Origin of the sequence: Vreelandella subglaciescola, from assembly GCF_900142895.1 — a bacterium.
Classification (GTDB): domain Bacteria; phylum Pseudomonadota; class Gammaproteobacteria; order Pseudomonadales; family Halomonadaceae; genus Vreelandella; species Vreelandella subglaciescola.
The window spans coordinates 1,662,880-1,681,614 of record NZ_LT670847.1 but is presented as its reverse complement, the minus strand read 5'-3'; the positions used below and the strand labels follow the sequence as shown (position 1 = coordinate 1,681,614).

At 60.9% G+C, this 18,735-nt stretch carries 17 protein-coding genes and 1 CRISPR repeat array (1 of these 18 only partly in view); of the genes, 12 read left to right on the top strand and 5 right to left on the bottom strand.

Annotated features, from left to right (window positions below; translation table 11 throughout):
• Together rplQ and B5495_RS07780 are read left to right on the top strand one after the other, a co-directional pair.
• Complete coding sequence (gene rplQ / locus B5495_RS07785; RefSeq protein WP_079552718.1) at positions 1 to 384, top strand: 50S ribosomal protein L17; 384 nt, start codon at positions 1 to 3, stop codon at positions 382 to 384.
• A gap of 170 nt (positions 385 to 554) precedes the next feature.
• On the top strand, positions 555 to 1,865 hold the full coding sequence (locus B5495_RS07780) for a D-alanyl-D-alanine carboxypeptidase (RefSeq protein ID WP_231897134.1): 1,311 nt from the start codon (positions 555 to 557) through the stop codon (positions 1,863 to 1,865).
• A gap of 54 nt (positions 1,866 to 1,919) precedes the next feature.
• Here the strand turns inward: B5495_RS07780 and thiE are convergent, their stop codons facing one another.
• Both thiE and thiM read right to left on the bottom strand, forming a co-directional pair.
• Positions 1,920 to 2,576, bottom strand: a complete 657-nt coding sequence (gene thiE, locus B5495_RS07775) for a thiamine phosphate synthase (RefSeq protein WP_079552715.1) — start codon at positions 2,574 to 2,576, stop codon at positions 1,920 to 1,922.
• Complete coding sequence (gene thiM, locus B5495_RS07770) at positions 2,566 to 3,384, bottom strand: hydroxyethylthiazole kinase (protein WP_079552713.1); 819 nt, start codon at positions 3,382 to 3,384, stop codon at positions 2,566 to 2,568. The genes thiE and thiM overlap by 11 nt, the downstream gene beginning before the upstream one ends.
• Positions 3,385 to 3,466: 82 nt before the next feature.
• Here thiM and gloA point away from each other — a divergent pair, with 82 nt between their 5' ends.
• On the top strand, positions 3,467 to 4,000 hold the full coding sequence (gene gloA, locus B5495_RS07765; protein ID WP_079552711.1) for a lactoylglutathione lyase: 534 nt from the start codon (positions 3,467 to 3,469) through the stop codon (positions 3,998 to 4,000).
• Between the two features lie 2 nt (positions 4,001 to 4,002).
• Positions 4,003 to 4,374 (top strand): DUF6164 family protein, encoded by a 372-nt coding sequence (locus B5495_RS07760; protein ID WP_079552709.1) that lies wholly within the window; start codon positions 4,003 to 4,005, stop codon positions 4,372 to 4,374.
• An 18-nt stretch (positions 4,375 to 4,392) separates the two neighbouring features.
• Here the strand turns inward: B5495_RS07760 and B5495_RS07755 are convergent, their stop codons facing one another.
• Genes B5495_RS07755 through B5495_RS07745 form a run of 3 tightly spaced genes read right to left on the bottom strand, consistent with a single transcriptional unit; the run spans position 4,393 to position 6,950 of the window.
• Positions 4,393 to 5,358 (bottom strand): metal ABC transporter solute-binding protein, Zn/Mn family, encoded by a 966-nt coding sequence (locus tag B5495_RS07755; RefSeq protein ID WP_079552707.1) that lies wholly within the window; start codon positions 5,356 to 5,358, stop codon positions 4,393 to 4,395.
• Positions 5,359 to 5,374: 16 nt separating this feature from the next.
• The gene (locus tag B5495_RS07750; protein ID WP_079552706.1) at positions 5,375 to 6,256 is read right to left on the bottom strand and encodes a metal ABC transporter permease; all 882 of its coding nucleotides are present in this window, start codon (positions 6,254 to 6,256) and stop codon (positions 5,375 to 5,377) included.
• Positions 6,240 to 6,950, bottom strand: coding sequence for a metal ABC transporter ATP-binding protein (locus B5495_RS07745; RefSeq protein WP_079552704.1), 711 nt, complete (start codon positions 6,948 to 6,950; stop codon positions 6,240 to 6,242). Before B5495_RS07745 ends, B5495_RS07750 begins: the two co-directional genes overlap by 17 nt.
• 402 nt (positions 6,951 to 7,352) lie before the next feature.
• Between B5495_RS07745 and B5495_RS07735 the strand changes: the two genes are divergently transcribed.
• The 8 genes from B5495_RS07735 to cas2e all read left to right on the top strand — a co-directional run bounded on the left by B5495_RS07735 (position 7,353) and on the right by cas2e (position 16,284).
• Positions 7,353 to 10,013, top strand: coding sequence for a CRISPR-associated helicase/endonuclease Cas3 (locus B5495_RS07735; protein WP_079552700.1), 2,661 nt, complete (start codon positions 7,353 to 7,355; stop codon positions 10,011 to 10,013).
• A gap of 93 nt (positions 10,014 to 10,106) precedes the next feature.
• On the top strand, positions 10,107 to 11,801 hold the full coding sequence (gene casA / locus B5495_RS07730; protein WP_079552698.1) for a type I-E CRISPR-associated protein Cse1/CasA: 1,695 nt from the start codon (positions 10,107 to 10,109) through the stop codon (positions 11,799 to 11,801).
• The gene (gene casB, locus B5495_RS07725; RefSeq protein ID WP_079552697.1) at positions 11,798 to 12,460 is read left to right on the top strand and encodes a type I-E CRISPR-associated protein Cse2/CasB; all 663 of its coding nucleotides are present in this window, start codon (positions 11,798 to 11,800) and stop codon (positions 12,458 to 12,460) included. The genes casA and casB overlap by 4 nt, the downstream gene beginning before the upstream one ends.
• Positions 12,461 to 12,516: 56 nt before the next feature.
• Entirely contained in the window at positions 12,517 to 13,605 is a 1,089-nt protein-coding gene (cas7e, locus tag B5495_RS07720; RefSeq protein ID WP_079552695.1) for a type I-E CRISPR-associated protein Cas7/Cse4/CasC, read from the top strand.
• 12 nt (positions 13,606 to 13,617) lie between these two features.
• Positions 13,618 to 14,370, top strand: a complete 753-nt coding sequence (gene cas5e, locus B5495_RS07715; protein WP_079552694.1) for a type I-E CRISPR-associated protein Cas5/CasD — start codon at positions 13,618 to 13,620, stop codon at positions 14,368 to 14,370.
• Positions 14,370 to 15,059 (top strand): type I-E CRISPR-associated protein Cas6/Cse3/CasE, encoded by a 690-nt coding sequence (gene cas6e, locus B5495_RS07710; RefSeq protein WP_079552692.1) that lies wholly within the window; start codon positions 14,370 to 14,372, stop codon positions 15,057 to 15,059. Before cas5e ends, cas6e begins: the two co-directional genes overlap by 1 nt.
• A 9-nt stretch (positions 15,060 to 15,068) precedes the next feature.
• Entirely contained in the window at positions 15,069 to 15,986 is a 918-nt protein-coding gene (gene cas1e, locus B5495_RS07705) for a type I-E CRISPR-associated endonuclease Cas1e (RefSeq protein WP_079552691.1), read from the top strand.
• Between the two features lie 4 nt (positions 15,987 to 15,990).
• Positions 15,991 to 16,284, top strand: coding sequence for a type I-E CRISPR-associated endoribonuclease Cas2e (gene cas2e / locus B5495_RS07700; RefSeq protein WP_079552689.1), 294 nt, complete (start codon positions 15,991 to 15,993; stop codon positions 16,282 to 16,284).
• Between the two features lie 110 nt (positions 16,285 to 16,394).
• A CRISPR array of direct repeats spans positions 16,395 to 18,735; the repeat unit is 29 nt; unit sequence CCGTTCCCCGCACCCGCGGGGATGAACCG; it runs 1,167 nt beyond the window's last position.

The following is an 18,735-nucleotide window of genomic DNA, read 5'->3' as shown; positions in this document are numbered from 1 at the left end:
ATGCGTCATCGTAAGAGTGGTCGTCAATTAAACCGCAATAGCACGCACCGCAAGGCCATGTTCAAGAACATGTCAGCCTCGCTGGTCGAGCATGAAATGATCAAGACAACCCTGCCCAAGGCCAAAGAGCTGCGTCGCGTTATCGAGCCGCTGATCACTTTGTCCAAGCAGGACAGCGTCGCCAACCGCCGTCTGGCATTTGCCCGCACACGTTCGCAAGAAACCGTGGGCAAACTGTTCAACGAGCTGGGTCCGCGTTACGCCGAGCGTCCGGGCGGTTACGTCCGTATTCTCAAGTGCGGTTTCCGCACCGGCGACAACGCGCCCATGGCGTACGTCGAGCTTGTTGACCGCCCCGTGGTGGAAGCAGCCGCAGAAGAGTAATACGCTGCGTTTGCCTCGCCGCAAGCGAAAACCGGTCCGAACCTTCCATGATGGATTAACCATAATGGATTGTTCGGCCGGTTTTTTTGCGTTTAGATACGGTATCTCTAAGATTGATACCGTACTTATCGATTTATCGTGCCGCCCGCGCCTACCCTGGGGGACTGACCATGCCACACGCGCCAATGACTGTCACGCCGACCCGCCGCAAACCTCTTGAACGATGGGCGCTGGCCGTTGTTTTGCTATTGGCCGCGCTGCTGATCGGCAGCAGTGCCCAGGCCGCTAACCCGCGCTACGCGGGCATTGTGGTGGATATGGATAACGGCGAAGTGCTCTATGCGGAAAACGCCGACGCCCGCCGTTATCCGGCCTCATTGACCAAGATGATGACGCTGTATCTGACGTTTGAAGCGCTGGTGGACAACGAGCTGACGCTTGACCAGCCGCTGGGGGTTTCCGGCGCGGCGGCGGCGATGCCGGCCTCGAAGCTGTGGCTGGCCAAGGGCAGCAGTATCAGCGTGGACAAGGCTATTCGAGCACTAACGGTAAAATCTGCCAACGACGTCGCGGTGGTGCTGGCCGAAGCGCTGGGCGAAAGCGAGACCCAGTTTGCTCGGCGGATGACGCAAAAGGCCCGGGAGCTTGGCATGAGCGATACCACCTTTCGCAATGCGTCGGGGCTGCCCGATGACCGGCAGGCCACCAGCGCCCGCGACCTGCTGACGCTTGCCGTACGCGTCATGCAGGACTTTCCCCAGTACTATCACTACTTTGGTTTGCAGACGTTTTCCTACCGGGGCACGACCCATACCAGCCATAACCGCCTGGTGAAAAACTATCCTGGTGCCGACGGGCTCAAAACCGGGTTTATTCGTGCCTCGGGCTTTAACGTGGCGACCACGGCCGTGCATGACGGCCGGCGCATGGTGGGCGTGGTGATGGGCGGCTTTTCTTCCGGCTCCCGCGACACCCACATGACCGATCTGCTTGACCGCAGCTTTGCCCGCGCCTCGCTGCGTGATCGGGCCACCTGGCTTGCTGATACGCGGTTTTCACGCGAGTTCATGGAGTTTGGTCCTGTCGCTCCGGTACGCGAGCCGGTGCAGCCAGCGCCGCGTTCGACACAGCCGATGCTCGCCGCGGTGAATACCGTGGAAGCCGCCGCACCGGCACCCGAGCCCGAGCCGCTCAAGCAGCTGGCCGCGCGCAATACGCCGGCGATGGGTGATGCCACCGGCGGCTGGGGCATTCAGGTAGGCGCGTTCAGCGAGCAGGCAAACGCTCGGCGACTGGCCCATCAGGCCGCCAATCAGTTGCCCCGCAGCGTCGGTGGCGAGATATCGGTGGACGCGCTGGACGGCCCTCAGCGGGTGTTTCGTGCGCGGCTGGTAGCGCTGGGTGAGACTCAGGCACGTCAGGCCTGTCAGCGGCTGAAGGCCGAAGGCATGGACTGCATGGTGGTCAACGCCAGCCTGTAGCGCGAGGGCTGACAAGGCAGTCGCCGCCCCGGTGCCTGGCGTTTCAGCAAATCCTCAGGCTTTTGTCGGCGCCGCCTGCCACTTTTGCGCTAGCGCTTTGGCGGCGTCATGTGGCGAGGGCTGGCCGCAAATGGCCGAGACCACCGCCATGCCGTGGGCGCCGCTTTGTTTGACCGCCTCAACGTGTTCGACTTTTACCCCGCCAATTGCCACGCCGGGCAGCGGGCAGGCAGCTGCCAGCGCGGCCAGCCCGTCAAAACCAATGGGTGCTGCGTGATCCTGCTTGCTTTGGGTGGCAAACACCGGCCCCAGCCCGACGTAATCGAGTAACGCGACCGGCGCGGCGGCGAGCTGCTCGGCATTGTTGATCGACAGCCCGATAATCGCGTCTTCGCCCATGGCGTCCCGCGCATCCTGTGCGGCGGTATCGCTCTGGCCCACGTGCAGGCCGTCGGCGCCGCTTTCCAGCGCCACGTTCAGTCGGTCGTTGATGATCAGCGGCACATAGCGGCCGGTGAGTTCAGCGTAGTCCTCCAGCGCGTTTTTCAGCCGCCGAGCCTGCTCGATCATGGCCTCGTCCGAGGCATGCTTGTCGCGCAGCTGGATAATCGTGACACCGCCGGCCACGGCCTCTTCCACGGTATGCTCAACGCCGGCGTCGCCGCATAGCGTGGCATCGGTCACCAAATAAACGGATAAATCAAAGTGCATTGCGGGTCTCCATAACGAGGTGGGTATCAAGGTCGTGTGGGGTAAGTTGATAAAGCGCATCAAGGAACGGCGCGGTAAAACTGCCGGGGCCTGCGGCCTGGGCACCGGCGCGCTCGCCGGCCAGCGAAAAGCAGCCAAAGGCCGCGGTCGTTGCGGTAAGCCGGCCTGAAGGGGAGTCGTCGGCGACGGCCAGAAATGCCGCGGCGGTGGCGCTTAACCCGCAGCCCAGGGTGGTAATACGTGGCATCAGCGCGTGCCCGCCGCTGATGTGCACGATGCGCTCGCCGTCAGTGATCAGATCAACCTCACCGCTGACGCCCACCAGGCAGTTTTGGCGGCGGGCCAGCTCAACGGCGGCGTCGCGGGCTTGGTCGGGGCTGGCGGTGCTGTCTACCCCGCGGCCCGGGTTGGCGATGCCATTCAGGCATAAAATCTCTGATGCATTGCCGCGAATCAGGCTGGGCGCGTGTTCGAGCAGCTCGGCGCACAGACGCTGGCGGTAGCGGGTTGCGCCCACGGCCACGGGGTCGAGTACCCAGGGCGTGGCGGTCTGGTGGGCGGCGCGCGTGGCGTCAAGCATCGCTTCGGCGAAATCGGGACTAACGGTGCCGATGTTGATCGACAGTGCGCCGGCCAGCGGCACAAATTCGCTGACTTCTTCGCGGGCGTGAAGCATCGCCGGCGAGGCGCCAACGGCCAGCAGTATGTTGGCGCTTGAGTTCATGGCGACAAAGTTGGTGATGCAGTGGACCAGCGGCGTACGCTGTTGCAGGGCATCAAGGTGGCGCCCGGGTGTGGATAAGGTCATGCCAGTCCTCCCGTCGGTGCGGCTGTTAAGGTAAAGTGAGGCGTGTAGCCTAATATACAGGTAACGGTAAAGGAGAGAGTGCATGTCGTTTCACGGAGAATCGCATCCCGGGATCGCCCCCACGCCGGTTGAAACGCAAGGGTTCCGTTTCAACCACACCATGCTGAGGATCAAGGATCCCGCTCGCGCGCTGGCGTTTTATTCCCGGGTGCTGGGCATGCAGGTAATGCGCCGGCTGGATTTCGACGAGATGAGCTTCTCGCTGTATTTTCTCGCCCACGTCGAAGAGAGCCACGCCGTGCCCGAAGACGTGGCCGCGCGCACCGCATGGACGTTCAGCCAGACCGGCATTCTCGAGCTGACCCACAACTGGGGTACCGAAGACGATGCCGATTTTGCCTACCACGACGGCAACGCCGAACCTCAGGGCTTTGGCCATATCTGCATCAGCGTACCCAATCTGGAGGCGGCGCAGGCCTGGTTTGACGCCCACGACGCCACCTTCATCAAGCGTGCCGATCAGGGCAAGATGAAAGACGTCATCTTCATCAAGGACCCCGACGGCTATTGGATCGAGGTGGTGCAGGCCGACCGTATGGCCGGCAAGGGCGATTAACCATGGCGCTGCTGCTGTTTCGCCTGCGCCATGTCACCGACGAGGAAGCGCAGGAAGTGCGCCAACTGTTGGACGATCGCGGCTTCGACACTTACGAGACCCAAGCGGGCATGTTTCGCATGGGCGTGGATGCCATCTGGCTGCGCAACGAGCACCAGCGGGAGGCGGCCAAGGCGGCGCTGGCCGACTACCAGCGCGAACGCCTGGCACAAGCCAGGCAGGAATATGCCGATGCGGTTCAACGCGGCGAGAAACCGACGCAATGGCGCCGGTTTCTGGCACATCCGCTGCAGGTTACGCTGGTGATCGTGGCGGTGCTATTGATCGCGCTGATCACCCTGGCGCCGTTTATCAGCGGGATCAATCCCGGCTGAATCGGCGTGCGCCGCCGCTTAGTCGTCCGCCAGCGCCTCATGGAGTACCCGGGCATTATGGCGCATCATGCCGATGTAGCTGGATGCCTCGCCCTTTTGTGCCAAAGCCCCGGTGTACAGCGTGCCGGCCACGGACAGGTCGGTTTCTTCGGCCAGCTGGGTAACGGCCACGGGGCTGGTCATGTTCTCGTGAAACAGGGCCTGTACACGCTGTTGTTTGATGACATCCACAAGCTCGGCCATGCGTGCGGCGCTGGGATCGGCCGTGGTGGCAAGCCCCTCGGGCGCCAGAAAGCGCAGGCCATAGGCACCGGCAAAGTAGCCAAACGAGTCGTGGCCGGTAATCACCGCGGTATCCGCGGGTACGTCGCTCAGCAGCTGGCGGATCTCGGTATCGGCGCTGGCCAGCTCATCCAGATAGTGTTTGGCATTGGCGCGGTAGTCGGTGGCGTGATCGCTGTCGGCGGCGATCAGCCCGTCGCGGATGTTGGTGACGTAAGTGCGCGCGCGGGTCATGTCCTGCCAGGCGTGGGGGTCTGCCGTGCCCTGATCGTGACCGTCGTGTCCATGGCCGTGGTGCTCCTCGTGATCATGCTCATGATGCGCATCATGATCGTGGCCATCGTTCATCAGCGGGGTAATGCCGTCGGTCGCGGTCACCAGCGTGCCTTTATAGCCGCTGGTATCAAGCAGTCGCTCCATCCAGCCTTCAAAGCGCAGGCCGTTGAACACCACCAATCCGGCGTGAGACAGCGTGCGCACATCGCCCGGGCTGGGTGAATAGCTGTGGGCATCGCTATCCGCACCGATCAGCGACGTCACCTCGACGTGCTCGCCACCGACGTTGTCGACCATATCGGCCAGAATGGAAAAGCTGGTGACGACCTGAAGGCGCTCGGCGGCCATCGCAGTGGTGATAGTGGCGGGTAATGCCAGCAGAAAAGCGGTACCGGTTGCCCAGCGCAAAACGGAAGATAAACGCATAAAAAAGCTCCTTGGATTAATCGTGCACCAGCGGTGTGGCCTTGCGCCGCCAGCGGGCGGCCAGGCTGTGGTAGCGGCCAAACAGCGCCGAGAAAAAATACCCCGCCCCGGCGAGCAGGATAATGCTCGGGCCGGACGGCAAGTCCAGATGGAACGAGAGCAATAGCCCGCCGGTGCTCGACAGCATTGCCAGGACTACGGCGATCCCCATCAGCCCCTCCAGCCGCTTGCTCCAGAAGCGTGCCGACGTGGCCGGCAGCATCATCAGGCCCACCGCCATCAGCGTGCCCAGCGTTTGAAAGCCGGCGGTCAGGTTCAGCACCAGAAGCCCCAGAAACACGCTGTGCACCCAGCCGCTGCGCCGGCTCTGGCCGCGCAAAAACAGCGGGTCGAGGCATTCCACCACCAGCGCGCGAAAAATCACCGCCAGCGTGATCACAATCGCGCTGCTGATCGTTGCAATCAGCACCAGCGCCGTTGAATTGATCGCCAGCACCGAGCCGAACAGCACGTGGGTGAGATCGACGCTGCTGCCGCCCAGCGAAATCAACATCACCCCGGCGGCGAGCGAGATAATAAAGAAGCTCGCCATGGCCGCGTCCTCGCGCTGGCCGCCCATTTTCGACACCGCGCCGGCCAGCAGCGCCACGGCCAGGCCAAACAACACGCCGCCCAGGCTCATCATCGGCAGCGAAAACCCCGCCACCAAAAAGCCCAGCGCCACGCCGGGTAAAATGGCGTGCGCCATGGCGTCGCCAATCAGGCTCATGCCGCGCAGCACCAGAAATACCCCCAGCGGCGGGGCGGCCAACGAAAGCGCCAGCCCGCCGACCACGGCGCGGCGCATAAAGCCGTAGTCGAACGGCGCAATCAGCCAGGCGTTAAGCAGATCCAGCATGGCGACCTCCTGTGGATAAATACGACGGCGCGGCCACCTCGCTCGGTGCCAGCCAGTGGCCGTGGCCATCGCGCAGCAGCAAGACGGCATCGGCCAGGCGCTTGAGGTGATCCATATCGTGGAGCACGACGATAATCGTGGCGCCGTCGTCGGCCATCTGGCGAATAATCGGAATCAAAATATCGACCGTCTCGCTATCGACGTTGGCAAACGGCTCGTCAAGCAGCAAAAGTTCGGCTTCCTGCATCAGCGTGCGGCCAATCAGGGCGCGCTGGCGCTGGCCGCCGGAAAGCTCGCCCAGCGGCCGATGCGCCAACGCTGAAATCCCCAGCCGCGTCATGATCTCGCGGCCGCGGCGGTAGTGCGCCGCGCAGTAGCCTTTAAGCGCGCCGTGGCTTGGCCAGCTGCCGGTCATCACCAGCTCTTCCACGCTCATGGGAAACGATAAATCCAGCGCCAGCTGCTGGGGCAACCAGGCGCGCCTTGCCTTGGGAACGCTGCATTCGACCTTGCCGGAAAGCGGTCGCAGCTCGCCCATCAGCGCCTGTACCAGCGTGCTTTTGCCCGCCCCGTTAGCGCCGATCAGCGCGGTAATTGCGCCGCTGGAAAAAGCACCGTCAAGCCCCTCCAGCACGCTGCGCCGCGCCTGAGCCAAATGCAGGTTATGTAGCCGGAGTTTTGCCGCCTGAGCCATCACAACCACCCCGCGGCCCACGCCACCAGACCCCACAACGCCAACAACGGCAAGGCGCAAAGCGCCAACCGCCGCACTGCCGACAGCGACATCAACGAAAAATGGCACGGCCCCTCGCGATTGTGCCGGTGAGGGGGCGAGTGAGCGTCGTGGGCTCCCGCGCTACGGTGTTGTGCGTGCATGGTGTTTCCCCAGCGGTGGTGCTGATGCAATCGGCATGAAAAAGAAGCGTTGTTATAACATAACAAAACGTGTCGAGGGAATTGCCGAGACGATTTTTTCAGCGCGTTGCGAGAGGTTTGCTTCACAGAGAAGTCACGGCGAAAGATGATGCGAGTCAATGGTCGGGTGTAGGTAGAAATGCTTAGATAGGGAAAATGTACACGGAGCAAGGAAGCAACGATGTCGTATTTTTCTTATTGGGGAAAAGCCGCCTCTGACGACGGCAATGCGGAATGCCACTTACTGCCTTATCACAGCCTGGACGTAGCCGCCGTGGGCTGGCATTTGCTGGCACCGGAAAAAAGGTTGACCCAGCAGCTGGCTGCCCGGCTCGGGCTTGAGCCAGACGCATTGCGCAAGCTGTTGGTTTTCTGGCTGGGAATTCACGACCTGGGCAAGTTTTCCAGGGCATTCCAAGGGCTTTTTCAACCGTCTCGCGCTGAATTGGTGCCGTCAGCAAACGCTCCTACCTATCTCGAGCGACATGATCGTTTGGGTGCCGTGCTTTGGCAGGCAAACTGGATTGAATGGCTCGGGTGCGACACTTTGCAATGGCCGCACGGTAGGCTAGCCAGCAAGCAGAGGCGGCAGCTTGGTAAAACGCTAACCATGCTTTCCACCCCGTTTTTTGGCCACCACGGTAAGCCGGTGGAAAGCGGCCAGTGCCGAGCTGAGCAGTTTTTTATCCATGATGAATCCGGTAATGACGTCGAGGCCGCTCGGCATTTTATTGCCGACTGGGGGAGAATCGTCCCACCGGTTTGGACGGTAGAACAGCTGTCATCTTCTGACTGGCGCGACACGCTGCAAGCGTTAAGTTGGACCATTGCCGGCTGGGCCACGCTAAGTGACTGGCTCGGATCCAGTCGCGAATATTTCACGTACTGTCAGGAGCAAATGTCGCTAGCGGAATACTGGACGCTGGCGCTTAAGCGAGCTGAAGCGGTGCTGAAAGGAACGGGCTTTGCCCGCCGGCCCAAAGCCCTGCCGTATACCGGCATGGCGAGCTGGTTTGATAGTCCGCAGATAACGCCGACGCCCCTGCAAAAAGCGACAGAAGAGCTAACGCTTTCAGATGGGCCGCAGCTATGCATTCTTGAAGACGTGACCGGGGCCGGAAAAACCGAGGCAGCTTGCATACTCACCCAGCGGCTGCTGGCAGCGGGGCACGGCGAGGGCCTCTACTTCGCGCTACCTACCATGGCGACATCCAACGCCATGTACTCCCGAATGGGCAACCTTCATCGGCATTTCTTTACGTCGGATTCTGCACCCTCGCTGGTGCTGTCTCACGGCGCTCGGGATCTCAATGATGAGTTCATGGGCTCGGTGGAAGATGCCCAGCCCGAAGACGGCGAATATGCCGCCAACGATATGACTGCTTCCAGCCGGTGTAATCGCTGGCTTGCCGACTCGCGAAAAAAGGCTCTGTTGGCAGACGTGGGCGTGGGGACAATCGACCAGGCATTGATGGCGCTGCTGCCTTTCAGGCACCAGTCATTACGGCTCTACGGGCTGGCACGCAAGGTGCTGGTGGTGGATGAAGTCCACGCTTATGACCACTACATGCAGGGTCTTCTCGGCCAGCTTTTGACCTACCACGCCCGTCAGGGCGGCAGTGCCATTCTGCTAACCGCAACTTTGCCGCTACGTATGCGTGATGAGCTGCTTCACGCCTGGCAAGCGGGTCTGGGAGTGGAGCCCCAGGCCTCGCAGCAGTATGACTTTCCGTTGCTGACTCATACAGGTTCCCATGGCGTGACTGAAACGGCTTTGGCAACGCGGCCTGAAGTTGCCCGCTCTGTGGATATCGGCTGGTTAACCGACGAAGAGCAGGGCGTTGACGCCATACTTGAGGCGGTATCTAGAGGAGAGTGCGTCGCCTGGGTGCGTAATACCGTGGACGATGCCATTCGGGCCTTCGAAGCCATCCAACAACGCCACCCCGATGCCACGCGCTGTTTGCTTTTCCATAGCCGCTTTGCCATGTGCGACCGTCAGCGTATTGAAGCCGATGTTATCCAGCGTTTGGGCAAGCACTCCACACCCGATATCCGCCGCGGGCAGGTACTGATCAGTACCCAGGTTTTCCAGGAGTCGCTGGATTGCGACGTTGACCTGATGATCAGCGATATCGCCCCGATTGATTTGCTAATCCAGCGTGCCGGGCGTTTGCAGCGTCACGCACGGGGTCCCCGCAGAGAACCGCTATTACAGGTTTTGGCTCCTGAATGGACCGACTCGCCGGATGCTCAGTGGCTGCAGCGGGCACTTCCGGGGACCCAGGCGGTATACCGCGATACCTCTCTTATGTGGCTGACTCAGCGTGTCTTGCGCGAGGCTGGCGCCTTGCGGATGCCGGATGACGCGCGTCAGCTGTTGGAGAGTGTTTACGGGGCCGTGATTGACCTTGTGCCCGACGCGCTCCAGGACGCGCGTTTTGAGCAAAAAGGCATGCAGAAAATGGCTGCCTCCATGGCCAACTTCAACTCGCTCAGGCTGGAAGACGGCTACATCAGCGGCCAACAGTGGCAAGAGGAGCAGGAGATCGGCACGCGCTTGATTGACGAGCCGACGGTTAACGTCGTGCTGCTGGTGCGCACCGCTGAAGGCGACCTGACGCTTTGGGCTTCCGGTGAGCATCACGCCGCCATGCTGAGTCAAGCCAAGCTACGCCAGAGCCAAGCAGCCAAGTTGGCAGTACTACCGACGCCTTATCAACAGCGGTGGGAGGCACTACAGGAACAGCATAAAGCGCTGCACTACGCACAGCCGTGGCTTGTTGATGCCGATGAGGCTTGCACCTATAGCCCACAGTGGGGCGTGCGACTGGGTGACTGACAGTCGAGACCAGCTAAGCAGAGGAGCCCCCCCGTGCGGGGAATGGACTCAAAAACTGTTTTGAACCTTATGTATTTTTATGCGGAGTAGAGTATGAATCTGCTTAATGACGCTCACTGGCTGCCTTGCCTGTTGCGTAACGGCCAAGTGGAGTATCGCACGCCCGCGGCCATGGCTGATCCTGACGTGATCAACCTGGCCTGCCCCCGGGCAGATTTTCAGGCGGGGGCCTACCAGTTTTTATTGGGTCTGCTGCAAACGGCGTTGCCGCTTGCCGATCATGATGAGTGGCTGGACTACCTGATTGAACCGCCCAGCGTTGAGGCGTTACAGCAAGCCTTTGCACCGCTGGAAAGCGCATTTGAGCTGGACGGCGATGGCCCGCGCTTCATGCAAGATTTCGACCCGCTGGATGACGTAAAAGAAACTACCGTAAGCGCTCTGCTGATTGACGCGCCGGGTGCAAACGGGCTGAAAAATAACACGGATTTTTTCGTCAAACGCGGCCGTGTTGACGCGATGTGTGACGCCTGCGCGGCGCTGGCGCTATTTACCATGCAAGTGAACGGGCCGGCCGGCGGTGCTGGTCATCTGGTTGGGCTCAGGGGTGGCGGGCCGCTGACCACGCTGGTGATGCCCGAATCTGCCGACGCCAGCCTGTGGCAACGCCTGTGGCTCAACGTGCTTCCCATGAACAGGCTGATTCAGCAGGGACAAAGCTGGACGTCGCCGCACCAAGAGGCTCCCGATTTATTTTTCTGGATGGTGGATACGCTCATAAGCCATAAAAAAGGCACTAAAGTGTTGCCGGAAAACGTACATCCGCTGCATGCCTATTGGTCGGTACCCCGGCGTTTTCGATTGTTGTTTGAGCATGAGCAGTGCCGCTGTGATCTGTGCGGGCATGACACAGAGCGAACGGTCCGGCAGGTGAAAATCAAAACGTATGGCGCAAACTACGACGGCCCCTGGCTGCATCCGCTGACGCCGTACCGGCGTGACCCGAAAAAGCCGGCGGAACTACCGTTATCGCAGAAGGGCCAGCCCGGCGGGCTGGGCTACCGCCATTGGCCGGGGCTTGTCCTGAGCGACCCCGAAGGCAGCGGCGCACTGCCCGCTGTCGTGGTAATGGACTACATAAGCAATAAACAAAAGCTGGTGGATGAAGAGCGCCGTTGGGGTGAGGACGTACCGGCGCTGTTGAAACAGATGCGGCTATGGATCTCCGGTTACGACCTGGATAAGGGCAAGACGCGTGGCTGGTACAGCGTGGAAATGCCGCTGATGGAGCTGCCCGCGTCGAGCCAGGACACCCTGCGGGCATGGATTCAGCAGCTAACCGGGTTGGCGCAGCAGGTGGCCAGCGCCACGCGCAATCAGATCAAGGCCGCGTGGTTTAAGCGTCCTGCTGATGCTAAAGGGGATATGAGCCAGGTTGATAAGCAGTTTTTATCGGCCACCCATGACGCTTTTTTCCATACGGTGTCACGTTTGGCCGTCGTCTTGCAGGAAGAAGCAGAGATGGGCGCCATGCCATCGGATATTGCCCAGAGCTGGTATTTGTCTCTGCGCCGTCAGGCCTTTGCGATATTTGATGATCAGGCCCTGAGCGGTGCTCAGGAGAATATGAACTGGCAGCGCGCAACGGGCGCACGCCGCCAGCTACAAGGCTTTTTAAGCGGCCGCAGTAAAGGCAGTAAAGTCGTTAAAGACTTCATCAGTCAGCACGGCTTTGAGTCGACGGCCAAAGCAGACAAGTCATCGTTAACCCAAGGAGGTGCGGCATGAGTGAAAAGCCCGAAGCCGATAGCTCACAAGAACGGCTCATTGTCGGGGAGCAGGAGCTCAAGTCGTTGGCGGCATTATCGCTAGATGAAGCCGTCGCTGTGCGCCGCTGGTGGCAGCGTCTGGCGCTTTCACCCGTGGAGCTCAAACAGCTGACGCCGCAGCCCGGCTTGCCGCGGGGCGTACGGGCAGCGCTGCGGCGCTGCGATGCGCTCGATGCAGTCCTGTTGACCCAGGCCTTTCGCGAGCTGTGGCATACATTGCCCAGCACCACGGTGGAGTCGTCGTTTGTTGATGCCCGGCTGGAACAGTGGAGCTGTATTGCGCTGGTGCTTGCCGAACTGCGTGCGGAAACCCCGGGTAAAGCGCTGGCCGCGCGCCTTGGGCAGCAGGCCTCGACCGGCAAGCCCATCATGAGCGAGCTGCGTTTTCAGCAAATTTTGACCTGCCGCACGCCAGAAGAGCTGGTGCAGCGGCTAAGGCGCGCGCTGGCGCTGGCCGGGCGAAGCGAAATGAGCGCAGTCAGGCTGGCCGATGTGATCGCCCTGTGGTGGCGTGAACATCGCGGGTCGTTATCCGCACGGCCCACCCACCGCTTTGGCTTCATTCTGGCCAACGACTACTTCGGCGCAGCGGCGGGCTATCGCCATGATGATACGTAGCCCGCTTGAGTGACGAACACCATTACCTTGTTCTTTTATTCCACAGGAAGTGAATCATGAGCCATTTTATCCAACTGCACCTGCTGACCTCTTACCCGCCGGCCAACCTGAATCGGGACGATCTGGGGCGGCCGAAAACCGCACTGATGGGCGGTGCTAAGCGTCTGCGCGTCTCGTCACAAAGCCTGAAGCGTACCTGGCGCACCTCGGATATTTTTGAGCAAGCGCTGGCCGGCCATGTGGGCACGCGCACTAAGCGGCTGGGCAAGGAGGCCTATGACCAGCTGATCGAACAGGGCGTTAAGCAAAAAACAGCGGCAGCCAGTGCAGAAAAAATCGCCGGTGTCTTCGGCAAGTTGCGCACAGTGGGCAAGGGCGAGCCACGCGAATTCGAGATTGAGCAGCTGGTACACGTCGGGCCGGAAGAGCGCGAAGCCGTCGGCAAACTGGTCGCCACCCTGGCGGCTGACGGCCGCGAGCCAGAGGCCGAAGAGCTGAAGCTGCTGCGCCACACGCCCGCTGCTGCGGATGTAGCCTTGTTTGGGCGCATGCTTGCCGCCGTACCGACGTATAACGTTGATGCCGCGTGCCAGGTGGCTCATGCGATTACCGTGCATGCCGCCGAAGTAGAAGACGATTATTTTACCGCTGTAGACGATTTGAATCCGGGGGATGAAGACCGTGGGGCGGCGCATATCGGCGAGGCCGGATTCGGTGCGGGCCTGTTTTATACCTATATCTGCATTGATCGCCAACAGATGGTCGAAAACTTGAATGATGATCAGGATCTTGCTGATAAAGCCATTGCGGCACTGGCAGAAGCCGCGGTGAAAACCTCACCCAAGGGCAAGCAGAACAGCTTTGGCTCGCGGGCACATGCGAGCTACGTACTGGCAGAGAAGGGCAGCCAACAGCCGCGCTCGCTGTCCATGGCGTATTTGCGCCCGGTCACCGGGCAGGACCAATCGCTGGACGCGATTCAGCGGCTTGAAGCTCAGGCCCAAGCGTTTGATAACGCCTACGGCAGCGGCGCTGACAGCCGCTTTATCGTGTCGGCGGAGCCTGCCTATAGCACCACCCAGCTGACCGGTGATGCGAAACAAGGCAGCCTTGATGAGCTGCTCGCTTTTTTGCACGACCAGTAGAGCGGGGCTGATATGACGGAATATCTGGTATTTCGGCTCTATGCCCCCCTGGCTAGCTGGGGGGAGGCCGCCGTCGGTGAAACCCGGCCCACGGCAACCTATCCGGGGAAAAGTGCGCTGCTGGGGCTGCTCGGCGCGGCGCTGGGCATTCGCCGTGAAGATGATGCAGGGCAAAAGGCGCTGGGTGAAAGTCTGGCGGTCGCGGTAAAGCAGCGCTCGGAAGGTACGTTGATGCGTGACTACCACACGGTGCAGGCACCACAGTCCAGAGCAAAGGTCAGCTATAGCACACGCAAGGCAGAACTGAGTGCACCCAAAAGTGACCTTACAACCATACTCTCTAGCCGTGATTACCGCTGTGACGGGCTCTGGACTGTTGCCTTCTGGTTGACTCCCGGCGCAAATTGGACGCTGGCTGAACTTAAGCAGGCGTTGGAAACACCGCATTTTTGCCTTTACTTGGGCCGTAAAGCCTGCCCGCCGGCAGCGCCGCTGGCGCCTGAAGTCGTCACCTGTTCAACGTTGAAAGAAGCGTTGGATAGCGGCTTCCCGCCGCTGAACGGCCGTAACGACGCCGGCGAAAAAGCATTACGGCTTTCCGGCCAAGTCTTGTATGCCTGGGAAGGCAGTATCGATCAGCTAGATGGAAGCGCAGTGGGCGTGGAATATAACGACGTATGGGACCTGCCGCTGAATCGTCGCCGCTGGCAGTTTGGCCCCCGGCTAGAGTGCCGGCGTGTCATGCAGGATAAGGAGAGTCGCTAATGTACCTTTCGCGCATCAGGGTGGATCTGAATAACCTTTCCCGCGCCATGTTGTTTGACGTGATGGCGGGGGAAGCCTATAGCGCCCACCAGCTTCTCTGGCGGCTTTTTCCCGAACATGAAGGCGCTCGGCCGTTTTTATTCCGGCAGGAAATGGACGAGACAGAACACGAGGCAGTGCCCAAGGGATTGCCGTTATTTTATGTCCTGTCACCGCAGAAGCCTACCGCGGTAGAAGGGCTGTTAAGCGTTGAGATCAAGCCGTTTTCACCCGATCTTAAGCAAGGAGATCAGCTGGCGTTTCGTTTGCGCGCTAACCCAACCATCGCCAAGGCAGAAAAAGGCCAGCGCGGTCGCCGTGCCGATGTACTCATGGCGGCGAAAAAACCGTTCCCCAAAGGTCAGCGTAAAAGCGAGGCGTGCACAGAGGCCATGAACGATGCCGCTCGCGCCTGGCTGCACCAGCGCGCAGAGGCCGCCGGTTTTATCTTGCCCGTGGAGCCTGAGTTGGGAGCCTATCGCCAGCATGCGCTGAATAAGGGCAGCGGCCAGCGCGTGCAATTTTCTTCTGTGGATTATGAAGGCTTGCTGGAAGTCCAGGATCCAGGCGCTCTGATGGAAACGCTGGCAAACGGGCTGGGCCGCGCAAAAGCCTTTGGCTGCGGGCTGTTCCTGCTGCGCCGGCCTTAGGGAGGAAGCATGGGTTTTATTCCGCTGAAGCCCATTCCGGAAAAAGATCGCATGTCGATGATTTTTATAGGAATGGGGCAGATTGATGTGCGCGACGGCGCCTTCGTCGTGATTGATGAAGTCAACGGCGAGCGTATGCATATTCCCGTGGGCTCAGTGGCTTGCCTGCTGCTGGAGCCGGGGACGCGCGTATCACACGCCGCGGTCAAGCTGGCGGCCACGGTAGGTACGCTGTTGATTTGGGTGGGAGACGCCGGAGTACGCCTTTACAGCGCCGGCCAGCCCGGCGGCGCCCGTTCCGACAAGCTGTTATATCAAGCCAAGCTGGCACTGGACGACTCTCTACGGCTGAAAGTCGTGCGTAAAATGTTCGAGCTGCGTTTTGGCGAAGAGCCACCGTCGCGGCGCAGTATTGAGCAGTTGCGTGGGCTGGAAGGCGCGCGGGTGCGGAAAACCTATCAGCTGTTAGCCAAACAATACGGCGTTAAATGGCACGGGCGGCGCTACAATCCGGCTGAGTGGGGCGCTTCGGATGTCCCTAACCAGTGCTTATCGGCAGCCACCGCCTGCCTTTATGGCATTACCGAGGCGGCAATCCTGGCGGCGGGCTATGCGCCGGCTATTGGCTTTTTGCATACGGGGAAACCGCTTAGTTTTGTGTATGACATTGCCGATATCGTCAAGTTTGAAACGGTGGTGCCCGCCGCTTTTCGCGTCGCCGCACGCAACCCCACCAGGCCCGATCGTGATGTACGTATCGCCTGCCGCGATGCTTTCAAGCAGTCGCGCCTTTTACAGCGCCTGATTCCCATGATCGAAGAAGTGCTGAGTGCCGGCGATATTGATCCGCCACTGCCAGCACCCGAGGCGGTTCCACCGGCTATTCCCGAACCGCCTTCGATAGGCGATGCCGGCCACAGGAGTTAACGATATGGCAATGCTGGTGGTGGTAACCGAGGCGGTTCCTCCGCGTATGCGCGGCCGATTGGCGATATGGCTACTTGAAGTGCGCGCTGGGGTTTATGTGGGAGACGTCACTAAACGAATTCGGGAAATGATCTGGGAGCAAGTACAGGCGCTTGCTGAAGGCGGCAACGTCGTAATGGCTTGGGCCAGCTCCCACGAATCCGGCTTTGAATTTCAGACTTACGGTGATAACCGTCGACAACCCATTGATTATGATGGACTAAGGTTGGTGCGGTTTTTGCCTGAAAAAACTAACTAGCTGTTTTAAAAGGATCTTTAATAATTCGGCTTAACTGAAAAACAAGCAAAATAGTCGGTGGAAAAGATGCCGCCTATTTTCTTGTTGTAAAACAATTGGCTACAATTAGTCCGTTCCCCGCACCCGCGGGGATGAACCGGCCGAAGCCGACAGCCGCATGGTTGATTTGGACCGTTCCCCGCACCCGCGGGGATGAACCGTTGTTATTGGACAAAAACCGGCTGGTGTCCTTCCGTTCCCCGCACCCGCGGGGATGAACCGAGCCGTTTCGAAGCCCTATCCAGCTAACAGGACCGTTCCCCGCACCCGCGGGGATGAACCGTTTTTTCAGAGGGAGAGACTTGTCAATTACTGCCGTTCCCCGCACCCGCGGGGATGAACCGGCACAACCGCAAGATGATTAACGCGGATGTTGCCGTTCCCCGCACCCGCGGGGATGAACCGCGACTCACGGTAACGGCTGATTGTATCGAAGGCCCGTTCCCCGCACCCGCGGGGATGAACCGCGCACATCAAATATGGCGCGTGGTTCGTATTGCCGTTCCCCGCACCCGCGGGGATGAACCGTGCTTTCAGCGGCGCTCGGATTACGTCATACGCCGTTCCCCGCACCCGCGGGGATGAACCGCAAGCCGCCTGACCCTACCCTCTAACGTTAATCCGTTCCCCGCACCCGCGGGGATGAACCGCAGAATGACCACCTGATGGACGCCACCCGCTACCGTTCCCCGCACCCGCGGGGATGAACCGAAAGGGGAGTTGGGAGGCATCAGAGCCATGAGCCGTTCCCCGCACCCGCGGGGATGAACCGACATTGATGATAATGGTGCCCACCGCAACGCCCCGTTCCCCGCACCCGCGGGGATGAACCGCCTTTAGCCCACAATGCATAGCCATCTCTCCGCCGTTCCCCGCACCCGCGGGGATGAACCGGGCATCCGTCTTTCCGGGGTGTGTTCGCATAGCCGTTCCCCGCACCCGCGGGGATGAACCGGCAATCTGGGCACACCCTTGCCGACGCCGCCACCGTTCCCCGCACCCGCGGGGATGAACCGGTTTGGTGCTCAACAAGCAGGTCGTACAGGTCCCGTTCCCCGCACCCGCGGGGATGAACCGGGTTCGTCTTGGCCCTCGGTCAGGTTCTGGTACCGTTCCCCGCACCCGCGGGGATGAACCGGCGGTACCAGGCGACGCCGGCGGCGTGGCCCACCGTTCCCCGCACCCGCGGGGATGAACCGGAGTGGCAGTCATGCCCACGAACCGGCAAGCACCGTTCCCCGCACCCGCGGGGATGAACCGCGGGTACCGCGCTATTAGCCGGTGGCGAAAGCCCGTTCCCCGCACCCGCGGGGATGAACCGCATTTACAGGAGGAGGAGGCTACAATGACAGACCGTTCCCCGCACCCGCGGGGATGAACCGCCAAACGCCTGGATGGTAGCTGGCAACTCACCCCGTTCCCCGCACCCGCGGGGATGAACCGCGCGAGTGGCACCAGACGCGCCCACGTAATGACCGTTCCCCGCACCCGCGGGGATGAACCGGTGTTCGTGGCCAATGAGCTCGAGCCGCTGCACCGTTCCCCGCACCCGCGGGGATGAACCGTGTACCAATAGGCTGGCAAAGCCCGTGGTTCACCGTTCCCCGCACCCGCGGGGATGAACCGTGGCCGCTAAGAACCAGATTGAAACCCGCTGGCCCGTTCCCCGCACCCGCGGGGATGAACCGATTATGAACCCTGCTTGCCGGTTCGTGGGCATCCGTTCCCCGCACCCGCGGGGATGAACCGAAGACATTATCTGTGATCCGTTTCAAATCCCTCCGTTCCCCGCACCCGCGGGGATGAACCGCCAATGCTGTAGGGTGGAAAAAACTTTCAGGCCCGTTCCCCGCACCCGCGGGGATGAACCGACGGTTCCAGCATTTTTGGCTTTGGCGTGCCGCCGTTCCCCGCACCCGCGGGGATGAACCGGCCGATTCGTTAAATACGACACCGGCAGCATCCCGTTCCCCGCACCCGCGGGGATGAACCGCATGGCCTGCGTGGCGCTTGGTGTTAGAACAGCCGTTCCCCGCACCCGCGGGGATGAACCGGTATTCAGCTAATGTCGCGCTAATCGGCGCGACCGTTCCCCGCACCCGCGGGGATGAACCGATCAAGGAGAACGTTATGACATTTTTTGATGCCCGTTCCCCGCACCCGCGGGGATGAACCGAAATCGCCGATCAGGCTCTGCGCATGCTTGATCCGTTCCCCGCACCCGCGGGGATGAACCGCGTATGGCACCGGCGTCACTTTTGGCGAAGAGCCCGTTCCCCGCACCCGCGGGGATGAACCGGCGACAGCCTGCTCGAGTGGGCGATTGAGCAGCCGTTCCCCGCACCCGCGGGGATGAACCGCAGCGTTAGGTTTCCGTCGGCATCAAAGCCTACCGTTCCCCGCACCCGCGGG